The organism is Pseudoalteromonas sp. SCSIO 43095 (assembly GCF_023650455.1).
Lineage (GTDB): Bacteria > Pseudomonadota > Gammaproteobacteria > Enterobacterales > Alteromonadaceae > Pseudoalteromonas > Pseudoalteromonas tetraodonis.
Window position 1 is genome coordinate 98,901 of record NZ_CP087996.1, and the last position, 16,151, is coordinate 115,051.

The 16,151-nt window shown below is 40.0% G+C and carries 16 protein-coding genes; 15 read left to right on the forward strand and 1 reads right to left on the reverse strand.

What is annotated here, in order from left to right:
• Positions 1-85 precede the first annotated feature (85 nt).
• The 13 genes from LOC50_RS14830 (at position 86) to LOC50_RS17395 (ending at position 14,626) form a co-directional block, all read left to right on the forward strand.
• Entirely contained in the window at positions 86-1,975 is a 1,890-nt protein-coding gene (locus LOC50_RS14830) for a methyl-accepting chemotaxis protein (protein ID WP_248532305.1), read from the forward strand.
• Between the two features lie 101 nt (positions 1,976-2,076).
• Entirely contained in the window at positions 2,077-2,370 is a 294-nt protein-coding gene (locus tag LOC50_RS17590) for a hypothetical protein (protein WP_250654087.1), read from the forward strand.
• 32 nt (positions 2,371-2,402) lie between these two features.
• Complete coding sequence (locus LOC50_RS17595) at positions 2,403-2,654, forward strand: hypothetical protein (protein WP_250654088.1); 252 nt, start codon at positions 2,403-2,405, stop codon at positions 2,652-2,654.
• A 244-nt stretch (positions 2,655-2,898) separates the two neighbouring features.
• Positions 2,899-3,651, forward strand: a complete 753-nt coding sequence (locus LOC50_RS14845) for a DUF3450 domain-containing protein (RefSeq protein WP_214551898.1) — start codon at positions 2,899-2,901, stop codon at positions 3,649-3,651.
• Between the two features lie 10 nt (positions 3,652-3,661).
• A complete protein-coding gene (locus LOC50_RS14850) occupies positions 3,662-5,029 on the forward strand; it encodes a MotA/TolQ/ExbB proton channel family protein (RefSeq protein ID WP_138570563.1) in 1,368 nt (455 codons plus the stop codon).
• Between the two features lie 3 nt (positions 5,030-5,032).
• Complete coding sequence (locus LOC50_RS14855; protein ID WP_036984024.1) at positions 5,033-5,560, forward strand: MotA/TolQ/ExbB proton channel family protein; 528 nt, start codon at positions 5,033-5,035, stop codon at positions 5,558-5,560.
• A gap of 53 nt (positions 5,561-5,613) precedes the next feature.
• Positions 5,614-6,024, forward strand: coding sequence for an ExbD/TolR family protein (locus LOC50_RS14860; protein WP_036984025.1), 411 nt, complete (start codon positions 5,614-5,616; stop codon positions 6,022-6,024).
• A gap of 6 nt (positions 6,025-6,030) precedes the next feature.
• Positions 6,031-6,636, forward strand: coding sequence for an energy transducer TonB (locus LOC50_RS14865; protein WP_008111498.1), 606 nt, complete (start codon positions 6,031-6,033; stop codon positions 6,634-6,636).
• A gap of 37 nt (positions 6,637-6,673) precedes the next feature.
• The gene (locus LOC50_RS14870; RefSeq protein ID WP_250654089.1) at positions 6,674-8,002 is read left to right on the forward strand and encodes a tetratricopeptide repeat protein; all 1,329 of its coding nucleotides are present in this window, start codon (positions 6,674-6,676) and stop codon (positions 8,000-8,002) included.
• A gap of 314 nt (positions 8,003-8,316) precedes the next feature.
• The gene (locus LOC50_RS14875; protein ID WP_250654090.1) at positions 8,317-9,924 is read left to right on the forward strand and encodes a beta-helix domain-containing protein; all 1,608 of its coding nucleotides are present in this window, start codon (positions 8,317-8,319) and stop codon (positions 9,922-9,924) included.
• 72 nt (positions 9,925-9,996) lie between these two features.
• Positions 9,997-12,720 (forward strand): TonB-dependent receptor domain-containing protein, encoded by a 2,724-nt coding sequence (locus LOC50_RS14880; protein ID WP_250654091.1) that lies wholly within the window; start codon positions 9,997-9,999, stop codon positions 12,718-12,720.
• A 202-nt stretch (positions 12,721-12,922) separates the two neighbouring features.
• Positions 12,923-14,062 (forward strand): aspartate-semialdehyde dehydrogenase, encoded by a 1,140-nt coding sequence (gene asd, locus LOC50_RS14885; RefSeq protein WP_069439748.1) that lies wholly within the window; start codon positions 12,923-12,925, stop codon positions 14,060-14,062.
• Between the two features lie 183 nt (positions 14,063-14,245).
• The gene (locus tag LOC50_RS17395) at positions 14,246-14,626 is read left to right on the forward strand and encodes a methyl-accepting chemotaxis protein (protein ID WP_282447390.1); all 381 of its coding nucleotides are present in this window, start codon (positions 14,246-14,248) and stop codon (positions 14,624-14,626) included.
• 32 nt (positions 14,627-14,658) lie between these two features.
• Here LOC50_RS17395 and LOC50_RS14895 read toward each other — a convergent pair whose 3' ends face one another.
• Positions 14,659-15,462, reverse strand: a complete 804-nt coding sequence (locus tag LOC50_RS14895; protein ID WP_171034682.1) for an ion transporter — start codon at positions 15,460-15,462, stop codon at positions 14,659-14,661.
• Positions 15,463-15,562: 100 nt separating this feature from the next.
• Here LOC50_RS14895 and LOC50_RS14900 point away from each other — a divergent pair, with 100 nt between their 5' ends.
• Together LOC50_RS14900 and LOC50_RS14905 are read left to right on the forward strand one after the other, a co-directional pair.
• Complete coding sequence (locus LOC50_RS14900; protein WP_250654092.1) at positions 15,563-15,772, forward strand: hypothetical protein; 210 nt, start codon at positions 15,563-15,565, stop codon at positions 15,770-15,772.
• A gap of 3 nt (positions 15,773-15,775) precedes the next feature.
• Complete coding sequence (locus LOC50_RS14905; protein ID WP_024601009.1) at positions 15,776-16,066, forward strand: hypothetical protein; 291 nt, start codon at positions 15,776-15,778, stop codon at positions 16,064-16,066.
• The last annotated feature ends 85 nt before the right edge of the window (positions 16,067-16,151 follow it).

The window sequence follows — 16,151 nt, forward strand, 5'->3', positions numbered from 1 at the left end:
TCATTGAAATCATATTTGCTAAGACATTCAGTTAAAAATTTGTTAAAAAAGACACTGATAATAATGAATAATACTAAAGGTACTTATGTTTAGCTCGCTTAAATTCACCTCCAAAATCACCATTGCTGCATCATTAGTGTTAGTTTTAGTGTTAGGTGTTTTCACCATAAATAATTATTTTTCAATGCGGCATCAAACTCAAGAGCAGTTATCGCTGGTACTAGAGCAAAACTCTGAGTCTGTCTCTAAAAATATTGCAAGCTGGCTAAATAATAAATTAGCGATTGTGATCTCTATCGCAAAAACATACCAAGATGACGATGCCAAGTCTTTAACGCTTTCGCAATTAAATACCGCTGAGCTTGCGGGAGATTTTAAAAATACCTATATAGGTAAATCATCGGGTACATTTATTTTAAATGATCAAAGTGTTGTACTCCCCAGCGATTTTGATGCGACAAGTCGCCCTTGGTATAAATTAGTAGAAAATAAAACAACAACGGCTTTTACAACGCCTTATATTGATGTAACGACCAACGAACTGACAATTTCTGCCGTTGCCCCTATTAATAGTAATGGCCAATTTAAAGGGGTTGCGGGGGCAGATATTGATATGCAAACCATCGCTGACATTATTGGAGATATTGATTTTTTAGGACTCGGTTATGGTTTTTTACTTGATAATAAAGGGCAAATATTAAGTCATCCTGATAGTAAATTAAATTCAAAAACAGTCGCTGACTTAATTGGTAAAAATGCACCGTTAGCAAGAGAATTCACCGAGTATCAAGTAGCAGGTGAAACCTCGCTGGTATCCTTTACTAAAATTCGTGGTATTGAAAACGTTGATTGGTATCTAGGTGTAGTGGTCAATAAAGATAAAGCGTATTCAAGTGTTTCTTCGTTTGGGCAAAAGGCAATTGTATTTTTAATTATTGGTATTTTAGTAATTGTTGCGTCACTTGAATTTTTACTGCGTTATTTGATGCGCCCTATGTATCGTCTCAATGATGCCATTAGAGACATAGCGCAGGGTGAGGGCGATTTAACCTGTCGGTTAAGCGTTGAAAACGATGACGAATTTGGTCAATTGAGCAATTCGTTTAATATTTTTATAGAAAAAATCCAAAATTCAATAATTCAGGTTAAATCTTCAACGCAGTTACTGGAAACGGCAGTTGCTAAATTGGTTACGCAGACAGACTCAACATTAACTAAGTATGACGACCAAAGTGAGCGCACCAACAGTGTGGCGTCGGCAATTAATCAGTTTTCAGCTACCTCAACAGAAATTTCAACCAGTGCCAACAATGCCTCGACGCTTGCCAAAGATGCAGATCAATACTGTGCTAAGAATCAACAGACCCTCATAAACAACGTTTCAAGTATTCATCAACTGTCACAAAATATAGAGCAAGCGCAAGAAACCATAAATAGTTTAGACTCGCATACCGCTAATATAGGAAATGTACTGGCAGTAATAAAAGGGGTGAGTGAGCAAACCAATTTGCTGGCTTTAAATGCGGCGATAGAAGCGGCTCGTGCTGGTGAAGCGGGAAGAGGATTTGCGGTTGTTGCCGATGAAGTAAGGCAACTAGCAAAGCGTACTCAGCAATCAACCCAAGAAATAGAAAACACCGTCATTGAATTACAAAAAGGTTCAAGCTCTGCCGTTGAGCTTATGAAAACCAGTTTAGAAGAAAGTGAAAAAAGTGTTCAGCAAGCGGATGCGGTTGGCGAAGTAATGAAACAAATAATCAGCGCGATAAAGCAAATAACCGACGCCAATCATAGTGTCGCTAATGCTACGGATGAGCAAAATCAAGTGGTTAAGTCATTACATAGCGATATTCACGTTATCAGCGACTTATCGACTCAAGGCCAATCAAACCTAAATCTTACTTTGGAAGAGTGTACCAAACTTAAACATCAATTTAGTGACTTAGAGCGCATGGTTAAAAAATTCAAAGTATGATCAGTAAAACAAAAATAAATAAGCCAAGCTAGCTCGATTTAATCACTATTGACAGCATTTATAGCTTTGATAAACAACGCCAAGTATTTTCGTTATTTACCATGATAGCGATTGCCTTGGTGTTAATTACCTATTTAGTAATTGCCAATCATCACGAGTATGCACCAATCCTTACTAATGCGTTAATTGTGGTTAACGTAAGGATTGTAGTGTGTATTATTTATTTTATGAAAACAAAGCAGATTGATGCAATCGCCCTCATCACATTAGTGATTGTATTTGTGATGTGCTTAGCTTTGGTATACACCGGCGGTAAAGAAAACACTGCTTTATATTGGCTAATGTTTTATCCCGTTGCTGTATTTGCCATACTGGGTGTGAAGTTTGGCGCATAGTTAAGCAGTGCCATGTTATTGAGCGTATTGTTATGTTGTATGGCCCTGATATGGGGCAAGTTATTTACGGTCAGGTAGAAAAGACCCGTTTTGTTGCTGCATTTTCGCTGGTGTTAGTGTTTTCGTTTATAGGTGAATATTTTCGTCACCGCAGTCATCTAGCAATTGCTGATATCACCTTAGAGCAAAAACAGCATGCTCATACCGATCAGCTTACCGGAGCGCCTAATCGTCGCTTTATTACCTCACATTTTTTAAAGCTCGCTGCTTCAAGGCCTGATTGAAATACAATCCTACCTGTAAACTTAATCCCACTATTGTCATCCCTGAATTGTAAAATAGGTCAATAAGGCTAATTTATTACCATTGTCATAAAAGCGACTTTTTTACGCAACACGCTTGTCATTTTTAATCTATACACTTTCGCTCATTGAAACTATCTCGTTTTAAATTGTTTTTTTTATAAACGAGCTAAAGCGATTAATAAACACTAGCAAATCCGCTAATTAACGAGCAAAGGTGTATACGATGAAAGGCGTTAAACCATTAATTTTAGCTGGTATTGTAGCCGCAAGTGCAGCAGTCCACGCCAATGATTTAAACATGGTAATTGATAAAAGCAGCGAAATTAATAATTTAGCTGCACAATCACAAACAAAAATAGACAAGATTGCAGATTCAATGCAAGGGCGTTTACAGCAATTTAAAACCCTAAATAAAGAAATAGATGGCCTAGCCGTTTATAACGCACAGCTTACCAAACAATTAAATAATCAAATAGAAGAGATGGAATCGCTTAATTTATCGATGGATCAAGTATCGATAATTGAACGCCAAATAACCCCTTTAATGCTTCGTATGATCACTGGGCTTGAACAGTTTGTAGCCTTAGATGTGCCGTTTTTAAAGCAAGAGCGTAAACAGCGTCTTGAATCATTAAATGCAATGATGGAACGCGCTGATATTTCATCAAGTGAAAAATTTCGTCGTGTCTTAGAAGCTTATCAAGTTGAGGTTGACTACGGACGCACTATTGAAGCGTATACCGCATTGCTTGATGTGGATAATAAAGAACGTGAAGTCGACTTTCTGCGCATTGGACGTTTAGAGCTAATTTACCTTACCCGCGACGGTAAACAAGCAGGTAGTTGGGATCAAAAATCACAGTCTTTTGTTGCACTGCCTGATTCAACCATTAGCCAAATTAATAAAGGGCTTCGCATTGCTCGCAAACAACTAGCCCCAGATATGTTAACACTGCCAATTCATGCTGCAGAATAAGAGGTTTACCATGAAATTATTAACGAAAATGACAAAAATGGCCGTGTTTGCAGCCAGCTTAGGTTTTTCAGGTGCGATGTGTGCCGCTGAACCAATGAATTTGGATGCTCTATTAAAAACGTTAGAGCAGGGTAAATCAGCGCAATCAGAACAAAATAAACAACGCGAACAAGAATTTGCAGCACGTCAAAATGAACAAGTGCAAATGCTTAAAAACACCCAAGCTAAACGAAATCAGATGCTTAGCGAGTCAGAGCGTTTAGAAACGCAGTTTGAAGAAAACGAAATTAAATTGGCTAACCTGACCGATACTTTATCAAAGCGTATGGGTTCATTAAAAGAGCTATTTGGTGTGCTGCAACAAGTTGCTGGCGATTCTAGCAATAAGTTTGCAACCTCGGTGGTATCGGCTCAGTTACCTGGGCGTAGTACTTTTATGGACGAATTGGCGCAAAAAATGGGTTCTACCTCAAAGCTTGCGTCTATTGAAGATATCGAAAAGGTTTGGTTTGAGCTACAACGCGAAATGACCGAACAAGGAAAAGTAAGCCGCTTCAATACTGATGTAATTGTTGACGGTGGCAATAAAGTACAAAAAGAAGTGGTACGTGTGGGTGCATTTAACCTTATTAGTGACGGTCAGTACCTAGAGTATACGCCTTCTACCAATACCATTAGCCAGCTTACTCGCCAACCAAGTAGCCGCTTTACTGCGACTGCGGCTGATTTGCAGCAAGCAAACACCGGTGTGGTGCCGTTTGCGCTTGACCCAACTGGTGGTTCAATTTTAGGTTTGTTAGTACAAGCCCCTGATACCAGTGAGCAAGTTCATCAAGGTGGTGCTGTTGGTTACGTTATTTTAGGCGTTGGCTTATTAGCGTTATTAATTGCGTTAGAGCGTTTTGTATCGCTCCTGCTGATGGGTGGAAAAATTCGTCGTCAATTAAAAGACGATACAGCTCGTGATGACAACCCGCTAGGGCGCGTCATGAAAGTGAAAGATCAATACCCAAATGTGGCGTACGACACGCTTGAACTTAAGTTAAGCGAAGCCATTTTACGCGAAATGCCAAAAATCACCCGTAATTTAACGCTTATTAAAATTATCTCTGTGGTAGCGCCACTGCTGGGCTTACTCGGTACGGTAACCGGGATGATCAATACCTTCCAAGCTATCACTTTATTCGGTACTGGCGACCCTAAACTAATGGCAGGTGGTATTTCACAAGCACTAGTGACTACCGTGCTAGGCCTTGTGGTTGCTATCCCTACGGTGTTTTTATACACCTTATTGAATACCCGATCGAAAGGTTTACTACTTATTTTACAAGAACAAAGTGCAGGTATTATTGCCGAGCGAAGCGAGAAAGGAGCCTAAACCATGGTGCTATTGATTGATTCAATCAATGCTATCCGTGATTTTCTCGACACGGGTGGCCAAGTGCTTTTGGTCATTGCCGTGTTAATTTTCGCGATGTGGTTATTGATACTCGAGCGATTTATGTACTTCTTTAATGGCTATCGTTACTACAAAAAAGACGTTAAAAATACGTGGAAAACGCGCAGTGAACGCAACAGCTGGAACGCAGAGCAAATACGCCAGGCCATGGTGTCACGCGCCAGTATGCGATTAAACGCAAACTTACCGCTGATTAATGTAATGGTAGCGCTGTGTCCACTATTAGGATTGCTTGGCACAGTTACAGGCATGATTGAAGTCTTCGATGTAATGGCTATTACAGGTACAGGCAGCGCACGCTCTATGGCATCGGGAGTGTCAAAAGCAACCATACCGACAATGGCAGGAATGGTCGGTGCGTTATCTGGGGTGTTTGCCTCAACCTATTTACAGCGTAAAGCAAAGCGTGAAGTTGAATTGTTGCAAGACACTATGGTGTTGGACCACTAAATAATTATTGAAAAGCGGTGAACATAATCACCGCTTGTTCTAGGAGAAGTAAAATGAGAGCCCCATTAGGTAATTTATTCCAAGAAGATGAAGCAGAAGAAATAAACATGACTCCTATGCTGGATGTTGTATTTATTATGCTTATTTTCTTCATTGTTACAGCCTCGTTTGTAAAAGAAGCCGGTATTGATGTAAACCGCCCAGAAGCGGCAACTGCAGTTAAAAAAGAGCGCGCCAATATACTAGTGGCCATTTCAGATCAAGGCGAAATTTGGATCAATAAACGTCAAGTTGATGTACGCGCTGTACAAGCCAACATTGAGCGCTTAAAGGCGGAAAATCCACAAGGTAGTGTGGTTATTCAAGCCGATAAAAAAGCCACCACAGAAACCTTGATAAAAGTGATGGATGCCTCGCGTGCAGCGGGTGTATTTGATGTTTCAATAGCGGCTCAAGAAGGGTAACGAGTGATGCGTTATGTACTTGCGTTAATTATAGCGGGTGTGGTGACCTTTATGCTGTTTTTAGGTATGCAGGCATTGATCACCGGTGGCGAGGGCGCCATGACGGAGCCTGCAAAAGGGAATGTGTTGGATTTTGTCCGTTTGAAAAAAGAAGAAACGGTACAAAAAAAGGAGCGTAAACCACAAAAGCCACCAACACCTAAAGAGCCACCACCGCCAATGGAATCGCCACAAATGCAAAGTAGCGATAACAACGCTGCTAGCAACAACTTTGATTTTGCTGCCAATGTTGATGCTGATGTAAATCTAGCGGGTGGATTAGCGTTAGAAACCAGTGACGGTGAGTATTTACCCATAGTAAAAGTGGCACCGGTATACCCAAGACGTGCGTTATCGCGTGGTATTGAAGGCTATGTCATTGTTGAATTTACAGTGACCAAGCAAGGCACAGTGAAAGAGCCACAAGTTATTAAAGCCGAGCCAGAGTCACTGTTTGACAGAGCAGCGATGGATGCAGCCCTTAAATTTAAATATAAACCGCGCGTGGTTAATGGTGAAGCCGTTGAAGTAGCCGGTGTGCAAAATAAAATTTCTTTCCAAATTAATGGTTAATTCTGTTAAGTAAGCAAAGAGTGAACGTGAGGCAATTATGAAATTAAAACTAACAACCAAGCTATTAAAGCTGAGTATATTGTGCACTGTTGCAATCAGTGCCAGTGTTGTTACACCAAGTGCATTAAGTGTACTTCCGGGTGTAAATTTGACGACAGTACAGGCCGCTGAACAGCAAAAAACAACACGAGTACCCGCACTGCGTGAAAAAGTATACAGCCAATTAGCTCGCGCCCAAAAACTTGCGGGTGATGGCGACAGTAAAGCGGGCTTGGCTGCGCTTGACAGCATACAAGCGCGCTCATCAAGTATGAACTCTTATGAAATTGCGATGATGCATAACTTTTACGGGTTTATTTATTACAATGAAAACGACCTTGTAAAAGCGATTGCTTCATTTGAAAAAGTGATTGGCGAAGATGGCATTCCAGAAACGCTTCGTTTGAGCACGACATTTAGCCTTGCTCAGCTTGCTATGGCTAACAGTGACTATAAAAAGGCGATTGCATTTTTAGATAAATGGGATGCCATTAATACTAAGCCTAAAACCGACGCCTATTATTTATTAAGAGCGCAAACCTACTATCAATTAAAAGACTATGAGCAAGGCCTGAGTTACATTACCCAAGCCATTAACTTAAGTGATAGCGAAGGCAAAGTACCAAAAGAAAACTGGCTGGTACTGCAACGTGCTATGTATTACTCACTTAACCAAACGGATAAAGTAGTCAGCGTACTTGAGCGTATGGTAAAGCTATACAACAAACCTGAGTATTGGGTGCAATTAGCCGGTATGTACGGCGAAACTGGGCAAGAAAAACAGCAGCTTAGTGTTTTAGAAGCGGCTTACCAGCAAGGATTTTTAACCTCTAAATCTGACCTAAGACAGCTTGCACAGGTATATTTATATAATCAGCTTGCTTACAAAGCCGCCAGTGTAATGAGTAAGGCAATAGAGCAGGGCATTGCTGAACCAACAGCTAAAAATTATGCCTTTGTAGCCGAGGCCATGGTACAAGCTAAAGAAGATGCTAAGTCGATTAGTTACTTTACCAAAGCTGCAGAGCGCTCAGAGCATGGTAAATACGATCAGCGCTTGGCTGAAGTGTATGTAAATACAGAGCAGTATGACGAAGCTGCCGATGCAGCGCGAATGGCACTGGATAAAGGCGGCCTTGATTTTGAATCAAATGCGTTTGTTGCTTTGGGAATGGCACAATACAATTTACAAAATTTTGATGCGTCTATTCTTGCGTTTGAACAAGCTGAAAAGCACAAAAAATCGCAACGTTTAGCCCAGCAATGGATCAAATATGTAAAACGCGAAAAAGTGCATGCGCAAACATTAAAAACAGCACTGCTTTAATTTTTATAGTGTGATTATTAGCTCTTAATTGACGCACTAAAAACCATTTCATAATTGCACTACTCAAACCACACTAACATTCGGTTAGTGTGGTTTTTTTACTTGCCTTTTGAAAGCAACCAATTGATTTTTAATTAATTAACATTGTCATTTTATGTTTATTAAAGTGTAACTTCATTGTCATATCACTCCCGTATTGTACTTCGTATTCGATAACTCAAGTGACCTTAATGCATGAGTATCGTGCCTTAAAGTGACTTAAGTTATTACTTAAAGCGCTAACACAATAATTAAATACTTTTACGGAGTGAACAATGAAATTATCTGGCTTATTCAAAATCAGCTTAGTGACTACAGCAATAACACTGGCTGGTTGTGGTGGTGGAGATATTAACGTTACACCTACGACAGTTGATAATAGTGTAGACAATTCAGTGACTAACCCTGGTGGTGATAATGGTGGCGATACAATAAGTTGCGCCACATACACATTAGATGGAGCTACATTTACAGGTGAAGCAGAAGGCGTAAACTGTTTATACAGCCAAGCATTTGCAAGTAATGCAAAAGAAATTACTAGCTCTTTTGTTATCCCTGCGCTAGACGATGGCGGTGCCCATGTATTTGAAGGTGCTTTATTTATAGGTGACGATGTAGACACTTCTACAGGCGCTACTATTGATGTTAATGGCCCAACATTGTCTATTGAAGCAGGCGCTACCATTGCGTTTACCAAGCCTGAGAGTTTTATTCGTATTGCACGCGGTGCAAATATTGAAGCAATTGGTGAAGTAGATAAGCCAATTATTTTCACAAGTATTAAAGAGGTTGATGGTGATGATTCAACAACCGCTCAAATTGGGGATTGGGGTGGTGTTCAGGTAAATGGACGTGGCCATTCTATTCGTTGTACAGCGACTGCTGCGGCACAAGACATGTGTAATCACTCAGCTGAAGGTATTGTTTCGTATTATGGTGGTAATGACCCGCAAGATAGTAGCGGTATATTAAAGCATATTGTTATTAAGTATGCAGGATTTGGCGTTGAAGGTGATGAGCTAAATGGTTTAACACTAAATGCTGTTGGCTCAGGCACAACAATTGATTATGTTCATGTGCATAATGGTTTTGATGATGGTATAGAGCTCTTTGGTGGTAGCGTTAATCTTAAACATATTGTTGTTACTGATACTGGTGATGACGGTATTGACTGGGATGAGGGTTGGAAAGGTTACGGACAGTACATTCTTGTACGTTCAAATGAATATGGAAATCATGGATTTGAAACAGATGGCGCAAAAGTAGATCCATTATCTGCAGACGCACAAGATTTAGTAACGACTGTTTCTAACCCAACTATTGCTAATGCAACCGTTGTTACTACTGGTGATCAAGGTGCTGAAGGGCGTCGTACTGGTGCCGGTATGGAAATGAAAGAATGGGGTAAAGCGCAATTAGCTAATATGTTGTTTGTAAACTCATCATCTGTAGATGGTGCTGGCTGTTTTGATTTATATAATGAAAAAGATAAATCAGGAGATGCTGGTGTGCATGCCAATGCAAACAACGGTGATATCGCATTTATGAGTTCAATATTTGCGTGTGGCAAGAATTTTGAAGACGTAAATACTCCTTTAACTGGCGCATTAGCAAGCTTTGATATAAATACCTGGTTTACTGGTGGCGAAAATAACCAGCTGATTGGTTTTGCTGATTTTGCAAATGTACTTGGTGCTGATGGTGTTTCAACAGCAGCAACTATTACTGATTCACAAGGTACTGCGGTATCTACAACGGCTAAAGACATGAGTGAAGTTGACTCTTTCTTTACTAACGCAGGCTACATTGGTGCACTTAAAGAAGGTGAATCAAGTGAGTGGGCTGATTTTGTAGCCGCATCTTTACAACGCGCTAGTAATTAATCTAGACCGGCTCTAATTATAAGGCGCTCTTGCGCCTTTTTTAAGGGAATTTTAGGTTTAGAGGATATAAATATGAAACATCAAAAGCAGTTTAAAACTAATCTAATAACGTTATCTCTGCTCTCCCTTTTTTCTTCATTTAATTCTTTTGCTGAACAGGCACAAGAAATAATAAATGAAGAAGCGATAGAAGAAGTTGTTGCAACAGGTACGCGCCTTAAAGGCAGTGCTAGTGCCGTAATTGATGAACGTAAAAACCAGGCATTTGTCGCTGATATAATGAGTTCAGAGCAAATATCTAGAACAGGTGATAGCGATGCCGCTTCAGCACTTCGTCGTGTTACAGGCTTATCATTAGTTAACGATAAGTTTATTTATGTACGCGGGTTAGGCGAGCGTTACTCAAGCGTGCGTTTAAATGGCGCAGTTGTTCCAAGCCCAGATCTGACCCGAAATGTAATTCCACTTGATATCTTCCCATCAAGTATTATTGAATCTTTAGCTGTTCAAAAAGCCTATTCGCCTAATATGCCTGCGGCTTTTGGTGGTGGTGACGTTAATATCAGGACGAAAAGCATTCCAAGTGATACTTTATTTAAAGTTGAGATTGGTGCTAGCTATAAAGATACAAACGATGAAGGCTATACATACAATGGTGGCAGTGATGACTGGTTAGGTAAAGATGATGGTACACGCGCATTACCTGGAGCCGTTAAAACGGCGCTAAATACCTATATCAATGGCTTGTCTGATATCTCATATAGAAATATAAGAGACGTCGAGTCAAGACGTCAGGGGGCGGATATTGGTCAAGCAGCTGCAATAGACTTAAATAAAAGTTTATCAAAAGCACTACCAAGAGATTTTGGCTTAGAAAAAGAAAGCTTAAACCCTGATGCAGGCATTAAAGCTGTGTATGGTGACCGATTTGATAACTTATTTGGCTTAGATGGCTCTTTTGGTTTCTTAGCGTCAGTTGCTTATGAAAATGAGTGGTCTAATGCAGAGAAGTTTAGCGCTGTACTTTCTTCTGTTGACGCATCTGAATCTGAATGTTCAAAAGATAACTTTACTTGTTACTCTGCTACAGAGAAAGAAGTATCAACCAAGCATAATATAAAATTAAATAGCTCTGTAAATTTAGGTTATAAAATTGGCGGCCATGATTTAACAGCCACCTATATGATGCTACGAGATACTGAAGATGAAGCTGCTGTTGCGCTTTACCAAGAGCCTTCAAAGTCATTAAGCATTGATGCTGGGCAATTACAGCGAAGCCACTTAACCTCTTTTGAGGAACGGGAACTTGAAATACTTCAACTTCGTGGAATGCATAATTTAGAGTGGAGTTTTCTTGAGGGTGTTGGTGTAGATTGGCAGTATACTGATTCAACAGCGACGACGAGTATACCTGGCGAGCTTGAAGTAACGGTGCGTGATGAGTACGCCGATGGCGAATATCAACGTACTTTTTATAATGGTAGTTTAGGTGGTAACCCTTACTTGTATCGATTTGTTGAGCTAGAAGACGATGTAGAAAACTGGGGCGTAAATGTTAACAAAGTTTTTTACTTTGATAACGCCGAAGTTGAAATTGCGGGCGGCGGCTATTTTGTTGAAAAAACGCGTGATTACCGTACAGACTTTTTCAACTATCGCTTTAGCCAAACACAGTCTTTAGATTTAGCACAAAGTGAAGAAGAGGCGCTGTCAATTGGTAGTTTCTTTGCAAATGATGCAGTGATCGATTCAACGGATGTCGAGTTATTGTTTCAAGAACCGACAGCCGATGATTACTTAGCAGCGCAAATGATTGATGCTTATTATGGCTCTTTTGATATCACTTTTGCTCAAGATTGGCGTTTAAGTGGTGGTGTGCGTTACGAGGACTTCCGCCAAGTTGCCCTTGCTTTTTCTCGCTCAGCATTTGATCCTGCTTTATTGGCAGATAAATTAAGTGCTGATGCGATAAAACAAGCAAGTGTGATGGAAGATGAGTATTTTACTTCATTATCTATGACTTATAGTCAGCAGTCGTACCAAGTTCGTTTTGGTTATGGCAGCACGGTTGTACGCCCTGATTTGCGAGAGCTAAGCCCTGTTCAATTCCAAGATCCGCTAACCGGTTATCGAACGCTTGGTAACCCATTCTTAGAATCTAGCTACTTAGATAACTTTGATGCACGTATCGAGTTTTATATGGACAATGGTGATAACTACTCAGTTGGCGCATTCTATAAAGATATTGATAACCCAATCGAAGCACTATTAACAGAAAGTGACGGCCGTTTTACTCTTCAGTTTGACAATGCAGATACAGCCTATGTTTACGGTATTGAGGCTGAATGGTTAACGGAGTTGCACAGTGATTTATTAGGAGGTGCTTTTTTTACTTCTGGTAATTTAACGGTTAGTGATTCAGAAGTTGAAATTGCAGAAGAACAGCGCGCCGATCTTACGAATCTAAAGCGACGTATGACTGGCCACTCAAAGTATGTTGCCAACTTACAATTGAATTACGATTCGCATGATGGCATGCATCAAGCTTCAGTTATTTATAATGTATTTGGTGACCGTATTTTAGCTGCGGGTGTTAACAACTTTGATGACGCTTACGAACAACCTTTAAACTCGTTAGACATGGTTTATAGTTACTACCCAACGTTTAATACCACATTAACACTTAAAGTGAAAAATATGTTGGGACAAAACTTTGAAGTAGAACAAAATGATGTGCTAATTCGTTCTCAAGAAACGCCTAGAGAACTGAGCGTCAGCTTTAGCTACGAGTTTTAAGTAAAAGCCCAAGGATAGGATTTATAACAACGCCTAACTACTTATTAGCCCTGTATTTTGTACAGGGCTTTTTTATGTGTATGAAAAATATTTGAGTTACAGTTTATTGACTAGTTTTAGTGTGCTGGTGGTGTTAGCTTAAGGCTGTAAAAATTAAATCTCACGCAATGAATTTTTAATTTTTAATGTATAGGCTCCTTTTATGAATCAAACAGTGGAACAAACAATGAAAAAAGTAGGATTAGTCGGATGGCGCGGCATGGTAGGCTCGGTGTTACTCGAGCGAATGGAACAACAACATGATTTTGCACATATCGACACCACCTTTTTCACCACCTCACAAGCAGGTCAGCTTGGCCCTGAGTTAGCGGGTGCAGCTAAACCGCTTTTAGATGCCAGCGATATTTCTGAGCTTGCAAAAATGGACATTATTGTTACCTGTCAGGGTGGCGATTATACCAATGCGGTGTATCCAAAATTACGTGAATCAGGTTGGGATGGCTATTGGATAGATGCAGCCTCTGCACTGCGTATGAGTGACGACAGTATTATCGTACTTGACCCCGTTAACAAAGATGTCATTGAACAAGGGCTAGAGCAAGGCGTTAAAACCTTTGTAGGTGGTAACTGCACAGTTTCACTTATGCTACTAGCGCTGGGTGGTTTATTTGAGCAAGACCTAATCGAATGGGTAAGCCCAATGACCTACCAAGCAGCATCGGGCGCCGGTGCACGCAATATGAAAGAACTCATAGCTCAAATGGGGGCTATTCATGCAAGTGTTTCACAGCAACTAGATAACCCAAGTTCAGCTATTTTAGAAATTGATAAAATAGTCAGCGAAAAAATGGCATCAAGCGATTTGCCACAAGACCAGTTTGGTGTGCCACTGGCGGGTAGCTTAATCCCATGGATTGATGTGCCTATGCCAAACGGTCAATCAAAAGAAGAGTGGAAAGCGCAAGTTGAAGCCAACAAAATCTTAGGCTCATCTAAACAACCTGTGCCTATTGATGGTTTATGTGTACGCATTGGTGCAATGCGTTGTCATAGCCAAGCGATGACCATTAAATTACGTGAAGACATTAGCGTAGAAAAAATAGAAGAAATTTTAGCCTCGCACAATGAGTGGGTTAAAGTTATTCCTAATCAGCGCGATATTACCAGTACCGACTTAACTCCAGTTAAAGTAACCGGCACGCTGAGTATTCCTGTTGGCCGTATTCGTAAACTCGCTATGGGGCCAAAATACATTAGCGCCTTTACCGTGGGCGATCAGCTTTTATGGGGTGCAGCGGAGCCACTTCGCCGGATGTTACGAATTATTGTAGACGGTGAGTAATTTTCTAGCCCATCAAGTTAAAGGGTTAGCTAATTGCTAACCTTTTTATTGCCTCTTCGAAACATTCTCATATTATTTCTTGCTCAACCCCTTTAGCCACACTATATTCTTAAGAGTGTTTTTAGAGGTTAACTTCATGAATATATCAAAAAATTAAAGCTCTCCTTTGCATCTGCAATTGCCTTGCGGTTATTAATTATAGCTGCTTTAGTTATTTCCCAAACACAGCTTGATAAATTGCGCACTATGTCATCTATGGTATTTAAAGACATGGAACGCAGTATAGAAACCACTAATAAAACTGTCGAGCTTGCGCATTCGGCGCAGCAACAATTTAGTGAGATCACGGCATCTATCGTTCATATTAGCGATTTAAATACGCAAATAGCCACCGCTGCTGAAGAGCAACAACATGTAGCTGAAGATATAAACCGCAATGTTACTGAAATTAAAAATGCGGCTGATGAGGTGAGTGATATTGCCGTGAGCACCAGTGAAAACGGCAACGAAATGAATCGCCTTTCGTCAATTTTAACGGGGTTGGTGGGTAAATTTAAAGTGTAAGGGCAAGCAAATGCATGCCCTTTTTATCCCTGCTACCTATTTTTAAGTAGCTCTTTTAATTCTGCTAGTTGTGCTTTTAATTCGTTTACTTGGCCTTGGGTTGCAGGGAGTGAGTCTATATCGGCTTGCTCTTCTCGTGCATTGCGATGCTCTTCACTCATCACTTCTAAAATAGCGCCAACCATCATATTTAAAAACACAAATGCAGTTAAAAAGATAAAGGTTAGGTAAAAAATCCAACTTAATTTGTACACGGCCATGGTTTCGTACATGACGTCAGTCCAATCTTCAAAGGTGGCTATTCTAAACAGGGTGAGCATAGAAATAGACACATCGCCCCAAAGTACCGGATTTATATCAGCAAACAACATACTGCCAGTGGCGGCATAAATATAAAATATAACGAACATGAGTAGTGCTATGTAGCCCATTTGAGGTATTGCTTTTATTAGCGAATTTACTAATAAGCGCAGTTCTGGGATCATTGAGACTAATCGTAACACGCGGAAAATACGCAGCAGTCGAGCAATAAAAATAGTAGAGCCTGCCGCGGGGTATAAACTTCCGATCACGATAATGAAGTCAAAAATGTTCCAACCTTTGGAAAAAAAGTTCTTGATACCTTTGCTGGCAATATAGCGAATAATCAGTTCAATTAAGAAAAACACCGTTATGCCTATATCCATCCAATGTAGAACGAGTTCAGCGGTTGGGTGCAATGAATAAGTATGTGCGCCCACGGTCAATGCAGAAACAACAATAACTGCAATAACAAATGATTGAAATAGTTTACTTTTATCGATACGCTGGAACAGCTCTTGTAACTGCGACAACATCATAACGTGCCCTTAACGGTTATAAATACAAAACCAGTGCAATATACAGCAAAAATAACGAAAATCAGTAGTTTTCCCGTTAAAATAGTAGGAATTTTGAATGTTAAATAATAAGTTAAAATATATATTTTCGTTATCCGCATTATTAGTGTTAGCGGGATGTAGCAGCGATAGCCGCTACCATGAAATTCAATCAGCGCGGTTGAGGGAATGCAGCTACATGGCAGATAAGGAATACCATGAGTGTGTTAAACAGCAGCAAGACAGTTACAAAGAATTTAAAGAACAACAAGCTCGCGAGCAGCAATAAACGATGACCAAAACCCAAAAGCAGCTAGATAAACGTATTCGTCAGCAATTAACGCTCGCTTGTGAGCAAATAAAAGATACTGTGGAGGACTTTAGCTTTCTTACCCATTCAGCAGACTTAAACAATTTACCTTCTAAGTTTAAAGTAAGTTGTTATTTTATTGATGATATTGCACTAGAGCAGGCTAAACAAAAAAATCAGTTTGATTACATTGAGCAGCTTATTTGTAATGCGTTAGCCAGCTTGAACATACACATTAAAGCCAATGCCATTTCATTTTCTAAGCAGCCATAATGTGTACGATGGGTTTTGTTTATTTTTCACATTAGCTTGAATTAGGCATTTATAGAGCCTTTAAAAGCTTTAATATGGAGTGATT

Coding starts and splice junctions, on each gene's coding strand:
- asd (WP_069439748.1), top strand. CDS start 12,923: ATGAATCAAACAGTGGAACAAACAATGAAAAAAGTAGGATTAGTCGGA.
- LOC50_RS14870 (WP_250654089.1), top strand. CDS start 6,674: ATGAAATTAAAACTAACAACCAAGCTATTAAAGCTGAGTATATTGTGC.
- LOC50_RS17595 (WP_250654088.1), top strand. CDS start 2,403: ATGTTGTATGGCCCTGATATGGGGCAAGTTATTTACGGTCAGGTAGAA.
- LOC50_RS14855 (WP_036984024.1), top strand. CDS start 5,033: ATGGTGCTATTGATTGATTCAATCAATGCTATCCGTGATTTTCTCGAC.
- LOC50_RS14875 (WP_250654090.1), top strand. CDS start 8,317: ATGAAATTATCTGGCTTATTCAAAATCAGCTTAGTGACTACAGCAATA.
- LOC50_RS14860 (WP_036984025.1), top strand. CDS start 5,614: ATGAGAGCCCCATTAGGTAATTTATTCCAAGAAGATGAAGCAGAAGAA.
- LOC50_RS14900 (WP_250654092.1), top strand. CDS start 15,563: ATGTTAAATAATAAGTTAAAATATATATTTTCGTTATCCGCATTATTA.
- LOC50_RS14880 (WP_250654091.1), top strand. CDS start 9,997: ATGAAACATCAAAAGCAGTTTAAAACTAATCTAATAACGTTATCTCTG.
- LOC50_RS14905 (WP_024601009.1), top strand. CDS start 15,776: ATGACCAAAACCCAAAAGCAGCTAGATAAACGTATTCGTCAGCAATTA.
- LOC50_RS14845 (WP_214551898.1), top strand. CDS start 2,899: ATGAAAGGCGTTAAACCATTAATTTTAGCTGGTATTGTAGCCGCAAGT.
- LOC50_RS14850 (WP_138570563.1), top strand. CDS start 3,662: ATGAAATTATTAACGAAAATGACAAAAATGGCCGTGTTTGCAGCCAGC.
- LOC50_RS17590 (WP_250654087.1), top strand. CDS start 2,077: ATGATAGCGATTGCCTTGGTGTTAATTACCTATTTAGTAATTGCCAAT.
- LOC50_RS14895 (WP_171034682.1), bottom strand. CDS start 15,462: ATGTTGTCGCAGTTACAAGAGCTGTTCCAGCGTATCGATAAAAGTAAA.
- LOC50_RS14830 (WP_248532305.1), top strand. CDS start 86: ATGTTTAGCTCGCTTAAATTCACCTCCAAAATCACCATTGCTGCATCA.
- LOC50_RS14865 (WP_008111498.1), top strand. CDS start 6,031: ATGCGTTATGTACTTGCGTTAATTATAGCGGGTGTGGTGACCTTTATG.